14 protein-coding genes are annotated in these 16,922 nt (G+C 63.9%); 9 read left to right on the plus strand and 5 right to left on the minus strand.

The window, feature by feature from the left end:
* Positions 1 to 67: 67 nt before the first annotated feature.
* From DPM35_RS30110 to DPM35_RS30120, 3 genes are all read right to left on the minus strand, one after another.
* The gene (locus tag DPM35_RS30110; RefSeq protein WP_112131119.1) at positions 68 to 1,165 is read right to left on the minus strand and encodes a polyamine ABC transporter substrate-binding protein; all 1,098 of its coding nucleotides are present in this window, start codon (positions 1,163 to 1,165) and stop codon (positions 68 to 70) included.
* Positions 1,166 to 1,662: 497 nt separating this feature from the next.
* Complete coding sequence (locus tag DPM35_RS30115) at positions 1,663 to 2,613, minus strand: DMT family transporter (RefSeq protein ID WP_112131120.1); 951 nt, start codon at positions 2,611 to 2,613, stop codon at positions 1,663 to 1,665.
* Between the two features lie 173 nt (positions 2,614 to 2,786).
* Positions 2,787 to 4,229 carry a helix-turn-helix domain-containing protein gene (locus tag DPM35_RS30120; RefSeq protein ID WP_112131121.1) on the minus strand — a complete coding sequence of 481 codons (1,443 nt, stop codon included), beginning with the start codon at positions 4,227 to 4,229 and terminating at the stop codon, positions 2,787 to 2,789.
* 251 nt (positions 4,230 to 4,480) lie between these two features.
* On the opposite strand from DPM35_RS30120, the gene aceA reads away from it, so the two are divergent.
* The 3 genes from aceA (at position 4,481) to DPM35_RS30135 (ending at position 6,740) form a co-directional block, all read left to right on the plus strand.
* On the plus strand, positions 4,481 to 5,770 hold the full coding sequence (aceA, locus tag DPM35_RS30125) for an isocitrate lyase (RefSeq protein WP_112131122.1): 1,290 nt from the start codon (positions 4,481 to 4,483) through the stop codon (positions 5,768 to 5,770).
* A 55-nt stretch (positions 5,771 to 5,825) separates the two neighbouring features.
* Positions 5,826 to 6,068 (plus strand): SMc00767 family acetate metabolism repressor, encoded by a 243-nt coding sequence (locus tag DPM35_RS30130; protein WP_042640947.1) that lies wholly within the window; start codon positions 5,826 to 5,828, stop codon positions 6,066 to 6,068.
* 288 nt (positions 6,069 to 6,356) lie between these two features.
* Entirely contained in the window at positions 6,357 to 6,740 is a 384-nt protein-coding gene (locus DPM35_RS30135; protein WP_245431712.1) for a DNA-binding transcriptional response regulator, read from the plus strand.
* A gap of 12 nt (positions 6,741 to 6,752) precedes the next feature.
* Here the strand turns inward: DPM35_RS30135 and DPM35_RS30140 are convergent, their stop codons facing one another.
* On the minus strand, positions 6,753 to 7,460 hold the full coding sequence (locus DPM35_RS30140) for an HAD family hydrolase (RefSeq protein WP_112131124.1): 708 nt from the start codon (positions 7,458 to 7,460) through the stop codon (positions 6,753 to 6,755).
* A gap of 161 nt (positions 7,461 to 7,621) precedes the next feature.
* Here DPM35_RS30140 and DPM35_RS30145 point away from each other — a divergent pair, with 161 nt between their 5' ends.
* From DPM35_RS30145 to DPM35_RS30155, 3 genes are all read left to right on the plus strand, one after another.
* Positions 7,622 to 9,058 (plus strand): glutamine synthetase family protein, encoded by a 1,437-nt coding sequence (locus tag DPM35_RS30145; RefSeq protein WP_425373430.1) that lies wholly within the window; start codon positions 7,622 to 7,624, stop codon positions 9,056 to 9,058.
* A 127-nt stretch (positions 9,059 to 9,185) separates the two neighbouring features.
* Positions 9,186 to 10,472, plus strand: coding sequence for an NAD(P)/FAD-dependent oxidoreductase (locus tag DPM35_RS30150; protein WP_112131125.1), 1,287 nt, complete (start codon positions 9,186 to 9,188; stop codon positions 10,470 to 10,472).
* A gap of 258 nt (positions 10,473 to 10,730) precedes the next feature.
* Positions 10,731 to 11,624: an SH3 domain-containing protein gene (locus tag DPM35_RS30155; protein ID WP_181592228.1), complete on the plus strand. Its 894-nt coding sequence runs from the start codon at positions 10,731 to 10,733 to the stop codon at positions 11,622 to 11,624.
* A gap of 185 nt (positions 11,625 to 11,809) precedes the next feature.
* Here DPM35_RS30155 and DPM35_RS30160 read toward each other — a convergent pair whose 3' ends face one another.
* On the minus strand, positions 11,810 to 12,556 hold the full coding sequence (locus DPM35_RS30160; protein WP_112131126.1) for an SDR family oxidoreductase: 747 nt from the start codon (positions 12,554 to 12,556) through the stop codon (positions 11,810 to 11,812).
* A 259-nt stretch (positions 12,557 to 12,815) separates the two neighbouring features.
* On the opposite strand from DPM35_RS30160, the gene zwf reads away from it, so the two are divergent.
* The 3 genes from zwf to edd all read left to right on the plus strand — a co-directional run bounded on the left by zwf (position 12,816) and on the right by edd (position 16,868).
* On the plus strand, positions 12,816 to 14,285 hold the full coding sequence (gene zwf, locus DPM35_RS30165; protein WP_112131127.1) for a glucose-6-phosphate dehydrogenase: 1,470 nt from the start codon (positions 12,816 to 12,818) through the stop codon (positions 14,283 to 14,285).
* Positions 14,267 to 14,983: a 6-phosphogluconolactonase gene (gene pgl / locus DPM35_RS30170; protein ID WP_112131128.1), complete on the plus strand. Its 717-nt coding sequence runs from the start codon at positions 14,267 to 14,269 to the stop codon at positions 14,981 to 14,983. Before zwf ends, pgl begins: the two co-directional genes overlap by 19 nt.
* Before the next feature lie 61 nt (positions 14,984 to 15,044).
* Positions 15,045 to 16,868: a phosphogluconate dehydratase gene (edd, locus tag DPM35_RS30175; protein ID WP_112131129.1), complete on the plus strand. Its 1,824-nt coding sequence runs from the start codon at positions 15,045 to 15,047 to the stop codon at positions 16,866 to 16,868.
* Positions 16,869 to 16,922: the final 54 nt, after the last annotated feature.

A 16,922-nucleotide genomic window follows, 5' to 3' on the forward strand; every position in this document is an offset into this window, starting at 1 on the left:
GTTACTTTTTTGATTCCCCAAAAGAAAGCGACCCCGGCAGTTGGCTGCCGGGGCCGTGTCTCAACGCTTACTGACCGGTGACGATCTTGGTCCAGGTGCGCGTGATCACGCGCTGTGTCTTTGGATCATATGGCTTAACCGTGTAGAGCTTCTTGATCGTCTCTTCGTCGGGATAGACCGAAGTATCTTCCAGGATCGCCTTGTCGACGAACTGCTGCGAAGCCTTGTTGCCGTTGGCGTAGAGCACGTAGTTCGACGACTTGGCGATGACTTCGGGGGTCATCATGTAGTTGATGAACTCGAGCGCGTCGGCGACATGCGGCGCGTCCGCGGGGATCGCCATCTGGTCGAACCACATCTGCGCGCCTTCCTTCGGCACCGAATAGCCGATCTCGACGCCCTGCTTGGCTTCCACGGCGCGGTTGCGCGCCTGGAAGACGTCGCCCGACCAGCCGATCGCCAGGCAGATATCGCCATTGGCCAACGCGTTGATATATTCGGACGAATGGAACTTGCGGATATAGGGGCGGACCTTGAGCAACGCGTCCTCGGCCTTGGAAATATCGTCCGGCGAGGTGCTGTTGGGATCAAGGCCGAGATATTTCAGCGCCGCCGGAATGACGTCGGCGGGAGAATCCAGCACATAGACGCCGCAATCCTTCAGCTTTGCCAGCTTGTCCGGATTGAAGAAGACGTCCCAGCTGTCGATCTTGTCGGTGCCGAGCGCGGCCTGCACCTTCTTGACATTATAGCCGAGGCCGACGGTGCCCCACATATAGTTGACCGAATACTCGTTGCCCGGATCGTATTTGGCGGTGCGCTCGGAAATGACGTCCCACATGTTGGAGAGATTCGGCAGCTTCGACTTGTCGAGCTTCTGGAACACGCCCGCCTGGATTTGGCGTGCCAGGAAGTTCGCGCTCGGCACGACGACGTCGTAGCCGCTGCCGCCGGCCAGCAGCTTCGTTTCGAGGATCTCGTTGGAATCGAAGGTGTCGTAGACGACCTTGATGCCGGTCTTCTTGGTGAAGTCGTCGATGATCGAGCTGTCGATATAGTCCGACCAGTTGTAGACGTTGACAACGCGGTCCTCGGCATGGCCGCCTGCAGTGAAAAGCGTCAGAAATACCGACGTCGCCGAAAGCCAGAGCGCTTTGCGGATCATGGTGTTCTCCTTTGGTGAGTGTTCCCTTGCCGGCTCGTCGCGATATGGCGGCGCGGCGTTGGTTTCAGACTATTGAGCTTTCCGGAGGGCAACAAGCGCGACCTGTCGGCGCTGCGCCGGGTTGCCGGTCGGTGGTCAAAGACCTCCCGCAGGGTGCCCTTGTAAGGTACCCGGGCGGCGTCAGCGGCGTTCGCCGTGGCGTGGGCAGAGATACGACGATGTGATCCGGCCTTGGTCAGGCCGGCAGAGACACTTGGCAAGATACGCCTGTCTTGTTGTTGCCGTGGCAGCAGCCTGCCCGCCCGGAAGCGGGGTTGTCAATGGGGAAGGCTGCCTAAAGCGCCTCGCGCTGAAAGGGATTCAGGCGACGCGCTTTAGGTCTTTGTTTGATGCATGTCGTCTCCCAAAACCGCTGCGCAGTTTTGGGCGACATGCTGTTGTCTTGATGCATGTCGTTGTCCCAGAACCGCTGCACACTTCTGGGCGACATGCATTGGTCAATTGGGTGACGGCAGGCCGGTGATGCCGGGACGCGCCGGCCGCGCCTGACGTTTGAACTCCAGGCCGATATGGACGAGCAGCGCCGTGACCACGACCGCGCCGCCGATGATGGTGCGCACCGATGGCACCTCGGAATGGACAAGCCAGACCCAGATCGGCCCAAGGATCGGCTCGAAGGTGCCGAGCAGCGCCGCGATCGCCGCCGGCACGAGCCGGGCGCCCATGGCGAAAAAGGCGAGGCCGACGCCGAGGTTGATGACGCCGAAGGCGAAGAGGAAGCCCATATCCCGCCCCGAGACCGCGAACGAGGACGCCTGGGAGGCGGCGAAAGCGCCGGCAAGTAGCGCCGCGAGGCAATTGGCCGGCACCATGCGCACATGGGCGTAGCGCCGGGTGATCACGGTCGCCACGGAAAACATCACCGCGATCAGCAGCGCAAGGCCGTCGCCGATAGGGGACACGGCTCCGTCGAGGGATTCGGAGACCATGATCGCGACGCCGGTGATCACTGCGGCGATGGCGATCCAGGTCGCCGGCCTGACACGCTCGCGAAACAAGAGCCACGCAAGCAGCGCCGCCAGCAGCGGCACTCCGGCCTGCATCAAAAGGATGTTGGCGACCGTGGTGTAGGCGAGCGCCACGACGAAGCTGGTGGAGGCGGTGGCGAAGCAGAGGGCGACGCCAAGCCCGGGCAATCCCATGTCGCGGAACAACCTCAACGTGCCGCGCCAACCATCGCGCCAGAGCATGAAGGCAACAAGGAAGGCCACCGCCCAGAGCGAGCGCCAAAACACCACGGTCCAGCTGTCATCGATATGGATGAAGCGGGCGATGGTGCCGCCGAAGCTCCACATGAGCGCCGAAAGGAAGACCAGGAGCATGCCGATCCGCTCCTCGCGCGGCGAGACGGCAGGCAAGGCGGCGGGCGGCGAAGCGGTATCGGTCATGGACACGATTGTCAGCGAGTTGCGGGCTGCACGATGCACCAAGGGCGACAGGACCGTGTCTCAGACGACAACACCGCGGCTTGGACGACGGGACTGCATCTCAATCGCCTAGCGCAAAGACGCCGGGCCGGCGTGATCCAGCGCCCGGCGAGGCTTGGGGCACATCCGCCGTATCATCCCTGAAAGTCAAAGGCGCTGAGGCCCGTCACCATCTCGTCGAGGCCGAGCGGGCGCGTCACCGGCGGCTCGGCGCGTGCCAGGCAGCCGGCGCGCTCGCAAAGCCTGCAGGCGGGACCGACCGGAGTGGCGAAGCCTTGCCCAGGCTTGCCGGAAGATCCGGCCGGCAGCGCCGCGCCATAGACGATCTCATCGCGGAAACCGATATCGCAACCAAGCAGGAGCGCGGTGCGACGCGGCCGTTCGGAGAAGGCGCCTTGCGGGCCTTCCAACGTGCGGGCGATGCAAAGGAACTCGGCGCCATCGGGCATTTCCACCGCCTCGACCAGGATCTGACCCGGCTGCGAGAAGGCCGCATGAATGGGAAGCTTGGGGCAGCCGCCGCCGAAGCGGCTTTGCGGATAACCCTGGCTGCCGGCCTTGCGGAAGCGGTTGCCGGCATTGTCGACTTCCAGCATGAAGAAGGGCACGCCGGCCGCGCCCTGCCGCTGCAGCATGGTCAGGCGGTTGGCCGCCTGCTCGAAAGAGACGCCGAAGCGGGAACGCAAGACATCGACGTCGTAACGGGCGCGAACGGCGGCGGCGTGGAAGGCCTGATAGGGCATCATCAGGGCGTGCGCGGCATAGCGGCCGAGCTCGAAGCGGGCGAGCCGGCGCGCCTCGTCGGTGCCGAGCTTCAAGGCCTGGATCTCGCCTGCGACGGCCACCGACATGCGCATCAGGCTCGCCTCCATGGCGACCTCACGCAACTGGTCGAAAGGCGACAGCCGCTCCGACAGGAACAGGCGCTGCGAATGACGGTCGTAGCGACGGCGCCAGTTGGGCATGGTGGCGACCGGCAGCACCTTGACGACGATGCCGTGCTCGCGCCGCAACCAAGCCTTCAGCGCGCCGAACAGATCGTCGCCGGGCTCGAGGAGCGATGTGAAAGCCTCCGCCTCCTCCTCCAGCGCAGCAAAGTGGTTCGGCCGGCGTTCGAACACTTCGTGGACTTCGTCGGCGGGCAGGCGCGCGCCGGACAGCGCGGTCGCCCTGCCCTCCTTCGCCAGGAGCTGGTTGAGATCGGACAGACGCTCGGCCTGCTCGCGATAGGCGCGAAAGAGCTTCACCATTGCCGCCGAGGCATTGGGCGCCGTCTCGGCGAGGTCGATCAGTTCCTGATCGCCGGGCAGTTCGCCGGCAAGAAGCGGATCGCTGAACGCTTCGCGCAAGGCCGCGATCGAGCCTTTTGTCTCTCCCTGCAATTCATGCGGATCGACCTTGTAGACGGAGGCCAGCTTGAGGATGAGCTGCACCGTCAGCGGCCGCTGGTTGCGCTCGATGAGGTTGAGGTAGGAGGGCGAGATACCCAATCCCTCGGCCATTGCCGTCTGGGTCAGCCCCCTGGCGTTGCGCAGCCGACGCAGCCGCGGCCCGGCAAAGATCTTCTGGTCGGCCATCCGTTCCACCCTTGACAGGAATTTACATGCGCATCGAGCCCGACGCTCGCCCTGCTGCCTTTACAATTATGACAAATTTACAGAGCTGGTTTGTCAATGGCAACACAGCTTTTCCCTTATTTTCGGCACTAAGCGGCGGTTTCCCTGGCGTATTTCGCGCTGCAATGTAAACGATGTCATACGCAGACGTCGCGAGATATGCCTTTGCGATGCGGCGCTGAAGCAGTTTTCAAAACGATCCGGAGTCACCAATGACCGATTTTTACAACCTCGTCCCCTCCGCGCCGGAAGGCCGTTTCGACGGCATCGAGCGCCCCTACTCGCCAGAGGATGTGAAGCGGCTGCGCGGCTCGGTGCAAATCCGCCAGACACTGGCCGAGATGGGCGCGAACCGGCTGTGGAAGCTCATCCATGAGGAGGATTTCGTCAACGCGCTCGGCGCGATGTCCGGCAACCAGGCCATGCAGCAAGTTCGCGCCGGGCTGAAGGCGATTTATCTTTCGGGCTGGCAGGTCGCCGCGGACGCCAACACGGCTTCGGCCATGTATCCGGACCAGTCGCTTTATCCGGCCAACGCGGCGCCGGAACTCGTCAAGCGCATCAACCGCACCTTGCAGCGCGCCGATCAGATCGAGACATCCGAAGGCAACGGGCTTTCGGTCGAGACCTGGTTCGCGCCGATCGTCGCCGACGCCGAAGCCGGCTTCGGCGGCCCGCTCAACGCCTTCGAGATCATGAAGGCCTTCATCGAGGCGGGTGCCGCGGGCGTCCACTATGAGGACCAGCTGGCGTCGGAAAAGAAATGCGGCCATCTCGGCGGCAAGGTGCTGATCCCGACCGCGGCGCATATCCGCAACCTTAACGCGGCGCGCCTGGCGGCCGACGTGATGGGCACGCCGACGCTGGTCGTGGCGCGCACGGACGCGGAAGCGGCGAAGCTCTTGACCTCCGATATTGACGAGCGCGACCGGCCTTTCGTCGACTACGACGCCGGCCGCACGGTCGAGGGCTTCTACAATGTGAGGAACGGCATCGAGCCTTGCATCGCGCGCGCCGTGGCCTATGCGCCCCACGCCGACCTGATCTGGTGCGAAACCTCGAAGCCGGATTTGGCGCAGGCCAGGAAGTTCGCCGAAGGCGTGCACAAGCACCATCCGGGCAAGCTGCTCGCCTACAATTGCTCGCCGTCGTTCAACTGGAAGAAGAACCTCGACGACGCAACGATCGCGAAGTTCCAGAAGGAGCTTGGCGCGATGGGCTACAAGTTCCAGTTCATCACGCTGGCTGGCTTCCACCAGCTGAACTTCGGCATGTTCGAGCTGGCGCGCGGCTACAAGGACCGCCAGATGGCGGCCTATTCGGAACTGCAGCAGGCCGAGTTCGCGGCGGAAGCCAACGGCTACACCGCGACCAAGCACCAGCGCGAGGTCGGCACCGGCTATTTCGACGCCGTGTCGATGGCGATCACCGGCGGCCAGTCTTCGACCACCGCCATGCATGAATCGACCGAGCACGCCCAGTTCAGGCCGGCGGCCGAGTAAGGGACAACAACCAGAGGAAACGCCCGCAGGGCATTTTGAATCGAGGAGAAGACCAATGGCATCGATAAGCCGCGTCAAGGAAAGGGCAGAAGAGCAATCGAGCGCGATGAGCGTCGACCAGCAGGCGACGATCCGCATGCTCGCCAACGATCTGCACAGGCTCAACCAGTCGGTCATGAAGGCAGTCGAGGCCGGCGTCTCGGTGGAGCTGGTGCGCTCGGCCAGGCACCATGGCGGCGACGGCAACTGGGGCGACCTTCTGATCCCCGTGATCGTCACCCATCAGAGTCACACCTGACGTAACGTCAGCAGTTTCTGCGAATGTCTCCCGCGCGTTATACGTTCGGGAGACTATCGCATTTTTTCAACTTGCCTTCGCCGCCAGGATATACGACTTGCGCTGAATTCCGGAATTTCTTGCTATATTTTCGATCTCGACCGTTTCAGCTTGACACCGGCCATGATCTCAACCAATTGTGCCTCAGGTTTCAACCCTGCATTGAACCGGAGTGCCCGCCCGCCGATGTGCCCCGCCGATCGCAACGATTCCGAAAGACACCTGAAACCGGCAGCCCGCGCCGGCGCGATGACGACGGACTTTTCCAAGGTGCTCGTCGTCGGAAAATCGTCGATCAACCGGGTCGTGGTGTCGAAAATCGTCGAGAAGTCGGGACTGAAGCCGATCTCGGAACCGCCCGAGGCCGCCGAGAAGACGCTGGCCGGACATCTGCCCGGCGCGGTCATCCTCGACGGCGGCCCCGACAACAAGGATTGCGACGGGCTGATGTCGGCCATTGACGCGTTGCGGCGCGTCTCCGGCAAGCCGCTGCCCGCGGTTATCCTGCTCTCAACCAGGAATGGCACGCAAGAGAGCCTTGGGCTGTCGAGCGTGGTCGATGCGGTCGTTGCCAAGCCGATCACGCCCGAGAGGCTGCAACCGGTGGTCGATCGCCTGATAGGGCGCGGCTAGACTGGACGGCGTTCAACCGGCCTTTGCGATGGTCTCGACCAGGCTCGGCAACTCGCCGAGATCGGCGATCTGGCGGAAACGCGGCGCCGCAACAGGCGCCTCGGCATGTTCGACCGCCCAGGTCAATTCGTGCGGCACATGGATGCCCCAACCGCCGGCCTCGATGGCGGGAACCACGTCGGATTTGAGGGAATTGCCGACCATCATGCTGTTCTGCGGACCACGGCCATGGCGGCTGAAGATGCGGGCGTAGGTGGCGGCGCTCTTGTCGCTGACGATCTCCACCGCGTCGAAGAGGTCACCCATTCCCGACTGCGCAAGCTTGCGCTCCTGATCGAAGAGGTCGCCCTTGGTGATCAGCACCAGATGGTAGGAGCCCGCCAGCTTCTCGACCGTCTCGCGCGCATGCGGCAGCGGCTCGATCGGGTGGCCGAGCATCTCGCGGCCGGCAGCCAGGATCTCGCCGATGATCGAACCAGACACCTCACCACCGGTGATCTCGACCGCTGTCTCGATCATCGACAGGGTAAAGCCCTTGATGCCGAAGCCGTAGAGGGCGAGGTTACGCCTTTCCGCCTCGAGCAGCCTTGCCGCGATATGCTCGTGATCGCCGTGATCCGCCAGCATTTCGGCAAAGCGTTTCTCGGTCATGCGGAAGAACTGCTCATTCTGCCACAACGTGTCGTCGGCATCGAAGCCAATTGTGGTAAGAGCGGACATGCCACCTCATCCTCCTCGCGAACACGTGGTGTAGACGCGTTTGCCCGGCGCTGCCAGCCGGTTCGCAAGGAGCGGCTCCCTGAGCACGCGCCCGGCGCCTCCCCTTCCCTTCCGCCATGGCGCCCGGCTATACTTCGAAATCCGCAAACACAATCTGGTGAATGATGCCGCCTGAAAAAAAGGAAGTCCGTCCGTCAAGCCGGGGGGGACGTGCCCGCACGCCTGCCTTCTTGAAAAACGAACGCGGTGTGAAGAACTGGAAGGAAGCCAGCGCCTGGCTGGAGTGGCGCGGCATCGAGGATATCGAATGCATCACGCCGGACCAGGCGGGCGTTGCCCGCGGCAAGATGATGCCGTCGAAGAAATTCACCTCCAACACCTCGCTGGCGCTGCCTTCGGCGGTGTTCATGACGACGATCTCCGGCGGCTACCCGGAAGACGGCAACGGCTTCCACTATCCCGAGGATGACGGCGACCTGAAGCTGCTTCCCGATCTCTCGACGCTGACGGTCGTGCCGTGGGAGGAAGACCCGACGGCGGCGGTGATCTGCGACCTCGTGCATCAGGACGGCCGCTCCGTCGAATTCACGCCGCGCAACGTGCTGAAGCGGGTGCTTGCCGCCTATGACGAACGCGGGCTCAAACCTGTGGTGGCGCCCGAGATCGAATTCTATCTGGTGCGCAAGAACCCCGATCCGGACTATCCGCTGACGCCGCCTGTCGGGCGCTCGGGCCGGCCGATCGGCGGCGGCGCCGGCTATTCGATCGCCGGCGTCAACGAGTTCGACGAGTTGATCGACGACATCTACCATTTTTCGGAACGGCAGGGCCTGGAGATCGACACGCTGATCCACGAGGAGGGCGCCGGCCAGCTCGAGATCAATCTGCGTCACGGCAACCCGATCGAGCTCGCCGACCAGGTGTTCATGTTCAAGCGCACCATCCGCGAAGCGGCCCTGAAGCACGAGATCTACGCCACCTTCATGGCCAAGCCGATCCAGGGGCAGCCGGGCTCGGCCATGCATATCCACCAGTCTGTGGTCGACAAGAAGACCGGCAAGAACATTTTCTCGGCGGAGGACGGCTCCGAGACAGATGCTTTCTTCCACTTCATCGGCGGCATGCAAAAGCATGTGCCGAACGCTCTGGTGATGTTTGCGCCTTACGTCAATTCCTACCGCCGGCTAACGCAACAGGCCTCGGCTCCGGTCAACAACAAATGGGGCTACGACAACCGCACTACCGCCTTTCGCGTGCCGCGCTCGGACCCGGCGGCGCGGCGCGTCGAAAACCGCATCCCGTCGTCGGACGCCAATCCCTATCTGGCGCTAGCCGCGTCGCTCGCCTGCGGGCTGGTCGGCATGAACAACAAGATTAAGGCGGAGCCGCCGGTGTTGACGACCGCAAATGCGGATGAAATCGACCTGCCGCGCGGCCTTCTGGAAGCCGTCGGCCTGTTTGAGGACGACAAAGAGCTCGGCGCCATCCTCGGTAAATCCTTCGCCGCCACCTACACCGCGATCAAACGGGCCGAGTTCGAAACTTTTATGGAAGTGATCAGCCCGTGGGAGCGAGAGTATCTGCTGCTGAATGTGTGAGTGGCGACTTCGTCGCCTGAATGGTGAGTAGTAAATGGTGAGCAGTTTCATCTTGGACGGGTGAACGCAGCCAGCGTGCGTCGCACAGCCATTCACCATTCACTACTCACCATTCACTGGCGTTCCCATGCCCTACCAATCCCCCATTTCCCCCGGCCGCTCGTGGTACGAGGATACAGCCGGTCCTCGACTTGAATATCCTGCGCTTGATGGCGACCGGACCTGCGACGTCGTGATCGTCGGCGGTGGCTTCACCGGCCTCTCGGCCGCAGCGCACCTCGCAAAGGCCGGCGCAAATGTCGTCCTCATCGAAGCCTATCGCTTCGGCGATGGCGCGTCGGGGCGCAATGGCGGCCAGCTCGGCACCGGGCAGCGCGCCTGGGCGGAGGATTTGGAGGCCGAATATGGCCTTACCCGCGCCAAGGCGCTGTTCGACATGGCCGAGGAAGCCAAGGCGCATCTGCTGGACTTTGCGGCCGCCAACGCCATCGACATCGACTATATGCCGGGCCAGCTTTCGGTGGCGCACAAGCAGCGTTACGTCGACGACTACAAGCGCCACGCCGAGATCATGGCGACCCGCTTCGGCTATCCGCATGTCAGCTTCATGGACGCGGCGGAGACGGCGCAGCGGTTGGGCTCGTCGCGCTACTTCGGCGGCACCCGCGACATCGGCACCGGCCACATCCATCCGCTGAAGCTGGTGATCGGCACGGCGAAGGTGGCGGCGGCGGCCGGCGCGCATCTCTTCGAGCAGACGCCGTCAACCGGCATCGTTTCCAATGGCGGCAAGGTGAGGGTCACGACGCGCAAGGGCACGATCATCGCCGACAAGTGCCTGATCGGGGTGAACGCTTATGGCGGTAATCTCGAGCCGGTGAGCGCGGCGCATATCATGCCGATCGGCTCTTTCATCGGCGCGACCGTGCCGCTCGGCGCCGCTTCTAAAGTGCTGCCGGGCGGCGAGTCCGTCGACGATTCCCGTTTCGTGGTGCGCTATTTCCGCAAGTCGAAAGACGGCCGGCTGTTGTTCGGCGGCCGCGAGGTCTACGGCGTCAACGATCCGAAGGACATCCATATCCACATCCGCAGGCAGATCGCCGAGCTCTACCCGGACCTCAAGGATGTCGAGATCACGCATGGCTGGGGCGGCTATGTCGGCATCACGATGCCGAGAAAGCCGTTCGTGCGCGAAGTGATGCCGAATGTGATTTCGATCGGCGGCTATTCCGGCCACGGCGTCATGCTGTCGAACTTCTTCGGCAAGCTCTATGCCGAGACCATTGCCGGCAATCGCGACCGCTTGAAACTGATCGAGGACCTGAATATCCCCCCCTTCCCTGGTGGCCGCCGCTTTCGCGCGCCGCTCTTGTTTCTCGCACTCAGCTGGTTCGCCCTGCGCGACAGGATTTAACGCTTGCAGCCCAGCCGGCGCCGTCGATTCGACGCAGGCGGCTTGCACAGGGCAGGTTGTAGAAGCATTAACAAGTGCACAGAATTTCGCAAAATGGCTCACTCATGCCATAATCAGCGACGAAAGATGCCGTTCTGGGCGATAATCCGGGGACTTTCGCGGACCTGTCCGCAATGATTTCGGGACCGATGCCGATCGATGCCAACCCGCGCGGCAATGATCGAAAGAACGTCGGCCTGCTTGTTGGAGGTGGTTTTAGTGAACGAGCCCTTCAGTTTCGGCACGCCGGAACGGCAGCGCTTCACAATGCAGTTCGGCTATAACGTACGGCCATCCTTCTGGCAGAAGGTACAGTCGAACGCGCATCTGGTCATTGCAGCGGTGGGCACGGTCGCGCTGCTCGGCGTGGCCGCGGTGGCGCTGTGGTTGTGCATTCCGGGCAGCGGCCGGCAGGTTGCCACGGCCGGCGCCGAGCAGACCGTGCCGACAATCCCGGTGAAGACGACGAAGATCGCTCCGGCCGCCGCCGCGGTCAGCGTCGCAGCAGCCGCACCGCAGGCCGCGCGCAAGGCGGATGCCGTTACGCCGACGACGGCGGCCCGCCTAGCCAGCATTCCGGCGCTGTCGTCGAACAGCCCCCGCTGGACCGCTTCCGACTCACAATCCCCGTCGGAGCAGGCAGCGGATAAACCGGTTCCATCGAAGCAAGCCGCCGAGCCGAGCGCTGCGCAATCAACCGACACGGCCTTCGCCGAACCGGCCGCGGAGAACGACGCCTCCGACGCTCTGTCGCAGGTTGCCGCACCCGCGCCGGTGGGCGAGACGGCCGCGAAGACGCCGGGCGACAAGATGGACGGCGCCCAGACCGCGGCCATTCCCGAGGCCAAGCCACAGGCTCCCGACGCCGATCCGGCAGCAACTGACAACGCAGCGCAGCCCAAACCGAAACCCCAGAAGGTCGGCGCGGCCGCCAACGGACGCATTTTAAGATCTGTCACCATGCGTTCCGGCCCGAAGAAGGGCGCCGCCGCAATCGCCACGGTGCCAGCCAAGGCGTCGGTGCAGGTGATGAACTGCAAGCAGTGGTGTGAAATCGTCTATAACGGCAAGCACGGCTGGGTCTACAAAAGCTACGTCAAGACCGGCGCCTGAAACCTAACCCGCCGAGCAGCCGTTCGTAGCGACCCTTTCTGCGCTCAAGCACGAGCACGCTCTGCCCGATAGCAGCGCATGCGCCAGCTCAGATCGTCGCGAATTTGACGCCGCCTGATCTTGATCACGCCCAGTTCCCCTACCCCGATCCATTATCCTTGGGACGGACGCTAGAGTCAAACTGCTCAAATACAGCGCCCGCCGTCGACCTCCAGCGCCACGCCGGTTATGAAGGCGGCTTCATCCGAGGCCAGCCACAGCGCCGCATTGGCGATATCGAGGGGTGTCGAAAGCCGGCCCAGCGGGATCGAGGCGCGGAACTTCTCGCGGATTTCAGGCGTGTCGGCGCCCATGAATTTCTCCAGCATGCCGGTCTCTCCGGCAACCGGGCAAAGGCAGTTGACGCGGATGTTCTTCGGCGCCAGCTCGATGGCCATCGACTTGGTGGCGGTGATCGCCCAGCCCTTGGAAGCGTTGTACCAGGTCAGTCCCGGCCGCGGCCGAAACCCGGCCGTCGAGGCCGTAGTCAGGATGACGCCGCCGCCCTGCCGGTCCATGATCGGCACGACGGCGAGCGCGGCATGATAGATCGCCTTCATGTTGACCGCGGTGATCAGGTCGAAGGTTTCCTCATCGACGCCGAGCATATCGCCGTTGCGGTGGGTGAAGCCGGCATTGTTGACCATGATGTCGATGCGGCCGAACGCGCTCCTGGCAGCGTAGATCATCTCGTCGAATTCGGAGCGCAGGGACACGTCTGTCTGGGTCCAGATAGCCTTGTTGCCGATCTCGTCGGCCACACGCTCGGCGCCTTTGGCGTTGAGATCCGCGACGACCACGCGCGCGCCCTCTTCGGCGAAGCGCTTCGCCATGCCCGCGCCGAAGCCCGACGCGGCACCCGTGATGATGGCGACCTTGTTTTCCAGACGCATGGCTTTCCCGCTCATTGGATTTCAGCAGCGATCTCCCTTAGCTTTCGTCACATTCACGTTCTATGGTGCAGGCGCGAACACTGCCGGAAGCCATGGCTTGCCGACAAGCTTGCCGGCAGCGCGCGAGTGTCGGGAAACATGTGGGCCGATGCAAGTGCAAGCGATTGGTCCTGCCTGTGACACCATGGCACTGGAAAATTTAAATCGATTAGAATATACCAACCACGCTGCCGGTATCAGGCATCAAATCGGACTGACCATGACCAGCCAGATCATTCCTGTCGATCCCTTCGACTTCATCATCTTCGGCGGCACCGGCGATTTGTCGGAACGCAAGCTCCTGCCGTCGCTCTACCATCGCCAGCGCGATCATCAATTCTCCGAGCCGACGCGCATCATCGGAACATCGCGCGCGAAGATGAGCGACGCCGAATTCCAGGCCTTCGCCAAGAAGGCGATATCCGAGCACGTGAAACCAGCCGATGTCGATGCCAAGGAGCTTGAGACTTTCTTGGCGCGGCTTTCCTACGTTTCGGCTGACGCGACCACAGGCGCCGGCTTCGACGAGCTCAAGAAGACTATCGGCGACAGCGACCGCATCCGCGCCTTCTACCTCGCGGTGGCGCCGGCGCTGTTTGGCGACATCTCGCATCAGCTCAAGCAGAACAATCTGATCACGCCGAATTCGCGCATCGTGCTGGAAAAGCCGATCGGCCGCGACCTCAGCTCGGCGCGGGCCCTCAACGACGCGGTCGGCGACGATTTCCACGAAAGCCAGATCTTCCGCATCGATCACTATCTCGGCAAGGAAACGGTGCAGAACCTGATGGCGCTGCGCTTTGCCAATGCGCTCTATGAGCCGCTGTGGAATTCGGCGCATATAGACCATGTTCAGATCACGGTCGCCGAGACCGTCGGCCTCGAAGACCGGGTCACCTATTACGACAAGGCCGGCGCGCTGCGCGACATGGTGCAGAACCACATTCTGCAGCTGCTTTGCCTCGTCGCCATGGAAACGCCGTCGTCCATGGACGCCGATGCGGTGCGCGACGAGAAGCTGAAGGTGCTCAGGGCATTGAAGCGCATCAACGGCAACGAGGCGCCCAAGCATACGGTGCGCGGCCAGTATCGCGCCGGCGCCTCGGCGGGCGGTCCCGTCAAGGGCTATGTCGAGGAACTCGGCAAGGACAGCAACACCGAGACTTTCGTCGCCGTCAAGGCGGAGATCGGCAATTGGCGCTGGGCCGGCGTTCCCTTCTATCTGAGGACCGGCAAGCGGCTCGCCACCCGCGTCTCGGAAATCGTCATCGAGTTCAAGCCGATCCCGTATTCGATCTTCGGCGACAGCGCCGGACCGATCTTCGCCAACCAGCTGGTGATCCGGCTGCAGCCGAACGAAGGCGTCAAACAATACATCATGATCAAGGATCCCGGCCCGGGCGGCATGCGCCTGCGCCAGATTTCACTCGACATGAGCTTCGCCCAGTCCTTCGACGCGCGCGCGCCGGACGCCTATGAGCGGCTGATCATGGATGTGGTGCGCGGCAACCAGACGCTGTTCATGCGCCGCGACGAGGTCGAGGCGGCCTGGAAATGGATCGACCCGATCCAGAACGCCTGGGAGAGCGCAAGGCAGGAAGCCCAGGGCTATACGGCCGGAACCTGGGGGCCGTCGGCCTCGATCGCGCTGATCGAACGTGACGGACGGACATGGCACGAGAGCAATTGAGCGAGGTCAGCTACGGCTGGAACGGCTTTGCCGATCGCCAGGACCTCGCGACGGCGCTTGCCGGCGAGATCGCAGACCGGTTGACCCGGGCCGTCTCGGAACGCGGCACCGCGCTGCTTGCCGTTTCGGGTGGGACCACGCCGGCGAAGCTGTTCGCCGCGCTGTCGACCGCGCCGATCGCCTGGGACAGGGTCACCGTGACGCTGGTCGACGAGCGCTTCGTGCCGCCCTCCTCGCCGCGATCGAATGCCGGGCTGGTGGCGGCGAACCTGCTCCAGAACAAGGCAGCGGCGGCGCGCTTCGCGCCGCTCTACCATGAGGCGGCAAGCATCGAGGACGCCGCGGCGGCGGACAGCGAAGCGCTGCGGTCGCTGCCCTGGCCGCTCGACGTGGTGATCCTGGGCATGGGCGGCGACGGCCATACGGCCTCGTTCTTTCCCGATGCCGGCAACCTCGAGGAGTTGCTCGACCCGGCGTCCCAGCGGATCGTGCTGCCGGTGCATGCGGCGAGCGGCGGCGAGCCGCGGCTGACGCTGTCGATGGCACGCATCGTCGCCGCCGGCTTCGTCGCGCTGCACATCGAAGGCGAGGACAAGCGCACAGCGTTCAACGGCGCGATGGGTCCAGGCGCTAAAAAGCCGATCCGGAGCGTGCTCGAAGCGGCGCCGAGACGGATAGAGGTGTTCTGGGCACCCTGATTTCATATGAGGACAGCCCGGTGGCAAGGGAGGACGCTTACCGGGCTCGAAAGGACGGACCATGACAGCCAGACGCGATATCGAAGCCATCACGGAACGCATCCGCCAACGTTCGAAAGCCGGGCGAGAAGCCTATCTCGGCCGCATCGCCGGAGCGTCAAGCAATACCGCCAATCGGGCGGTGCTGGGCTGCGGCAACCTTGCCCACGGTTTTGCCGTGTGCAGCCCGTCGGAAAAGATCGCGCTTGGCGGCGACCGCGTGCCGAACCTCGGCATCATCACTTCCTACAATGACATGCTGTCGGCGCATCAGCCCTTCGAGACGTTCCCGGCGCTGATCAAGGAAGCCGCGCGCGAGGCGGGCGGTATCGCTCAGGTCGCCGGCGGCGTGCCGGCCATGTGCGACGGCGTCACCCAAGGCCAGCCCGGGATGGAGCTGTCGCTGTTCTCGCGCGACGTGATCGCGATGGCGGCGGCGATCGGCCTGTCGCACAACATGTTCGACGCCGCGGTCTTCCTCGGCGTCTGCGATAAGATCGTGCCCGGGCTGGTGATCGGCGCGCTCACTTTCGGGCACCTGCCGGCCGTCTTCATCCCCGCAGGACCGATGACGACCGGGCTCGCGAATGACGAGAAAGCCAAGGTCCGCCAGCTCTATGCCGAAGGCAAGGTCGGCCGCGCCGAACTGCTGGAGGCGGAGTCCAAATCCTATCACGGGCCAGGCACCTGCACCTTCTACGGCACCGCCAATTCCAACCAGATGCTGATGGAGATCATGGGGCTGCACACCCCCGGCGCCTCCTTCGTCAATCCAGGCACGCCGCTGCGCGACGCGCTGACCAGGGAAGCGGCCAAGCGCGCGCTGGCGATCACCGCGCTCGGCAATGCCTATACGCCGGTCGGGCGCATGATCGACGAGCGTTCGATCGTCAACGGCGTGGTCGGCCTGCACGCCACCGGCGGCTCGACCAACCATACGATCCACCTGATCGCCATGGCCGCGGCCGCCGGCATCGCGCTCACCTGGCAGGATATTTCCGACCTGTCCGAGGCCGTGCCGCTGCTTGCCCGCGTCTACCCGAACGGGCTTGCCGACGTGAACCATTTCCATGCCGCCGGCGGCCTCGGCTTCCTGATCCGCGAACTGCTCGACGAAGGCTTGCTGCATGAGGACGTGCAGACGGTGTGGGGCGAAGGCTTGCGACCATACGCGGTCGAGGCGCGGCTTGGCGACGACGGCAGCGTGGTGCGCGAAGCGGCACCGGCCGTCAGCGGCGACGAAAAGGTGCTGGCGCCAGTGAACAAGGCGTTCCAGCCGACCGGCGGGCTGAAGGTGCTCGGCGGCAACCTTGGCCACGCGGTGATCAAGACCTCGGCAGTGAAGCCAGAGCGGCGCGTCATCGAGGCACCGGCAAAGGTGTTCGACAGCCAGCAGGCGCTGAACGACGCCTTCAAGGCCGGCCAGCTCGCCGGCGACTTCGTCGCCGTGATCCGCTTCCAGGGACCGAAGGCCAACGGCATGCCGGAACTGCATAAGCTGACCACCGTGCTCGGCATCCTGCAGGATCGCGGCCAGCGCGTGGCGCTGGTGACCGACGGGCGCATGTCGGGTGCTTCCGGCAAGGTGCCGGCGGCGATCCACGTGACGCCGGAAGCGGTCGAGGACGGTCCGATCGCCAGGATCCATGACGGCGACGTCATCCGCCTCGACGCCGATGCCGGCACACTCGAGGTGCTGGTGCCGGGAACGGAATTCGCGCTGCGCCGCACGGCGGATGCCGATCTGATCGGCAACGAGTTCGGCTTCGGCCGCGAGCTGTTCGCCGGCTTCCGCCAGTTGGTCGGCCGCGCCGACCATGGGGCGGCGGCGTTCGGAAACGCCTGACGCTTTGACCTTTCAAACGGAAGAGGCGGCTCAAGGCCGCCCCTTCCGTTTGTC

The organism is Mesorhizobium atlanticum, assembly GCF_003289965.1.
GTDB lineage: Bacteria > Pseudomonadota > Alphaproteobacteria > Rhizobiales > Rhizobiaceae > Mesorhizobium > Mesorhizobium atlanticum.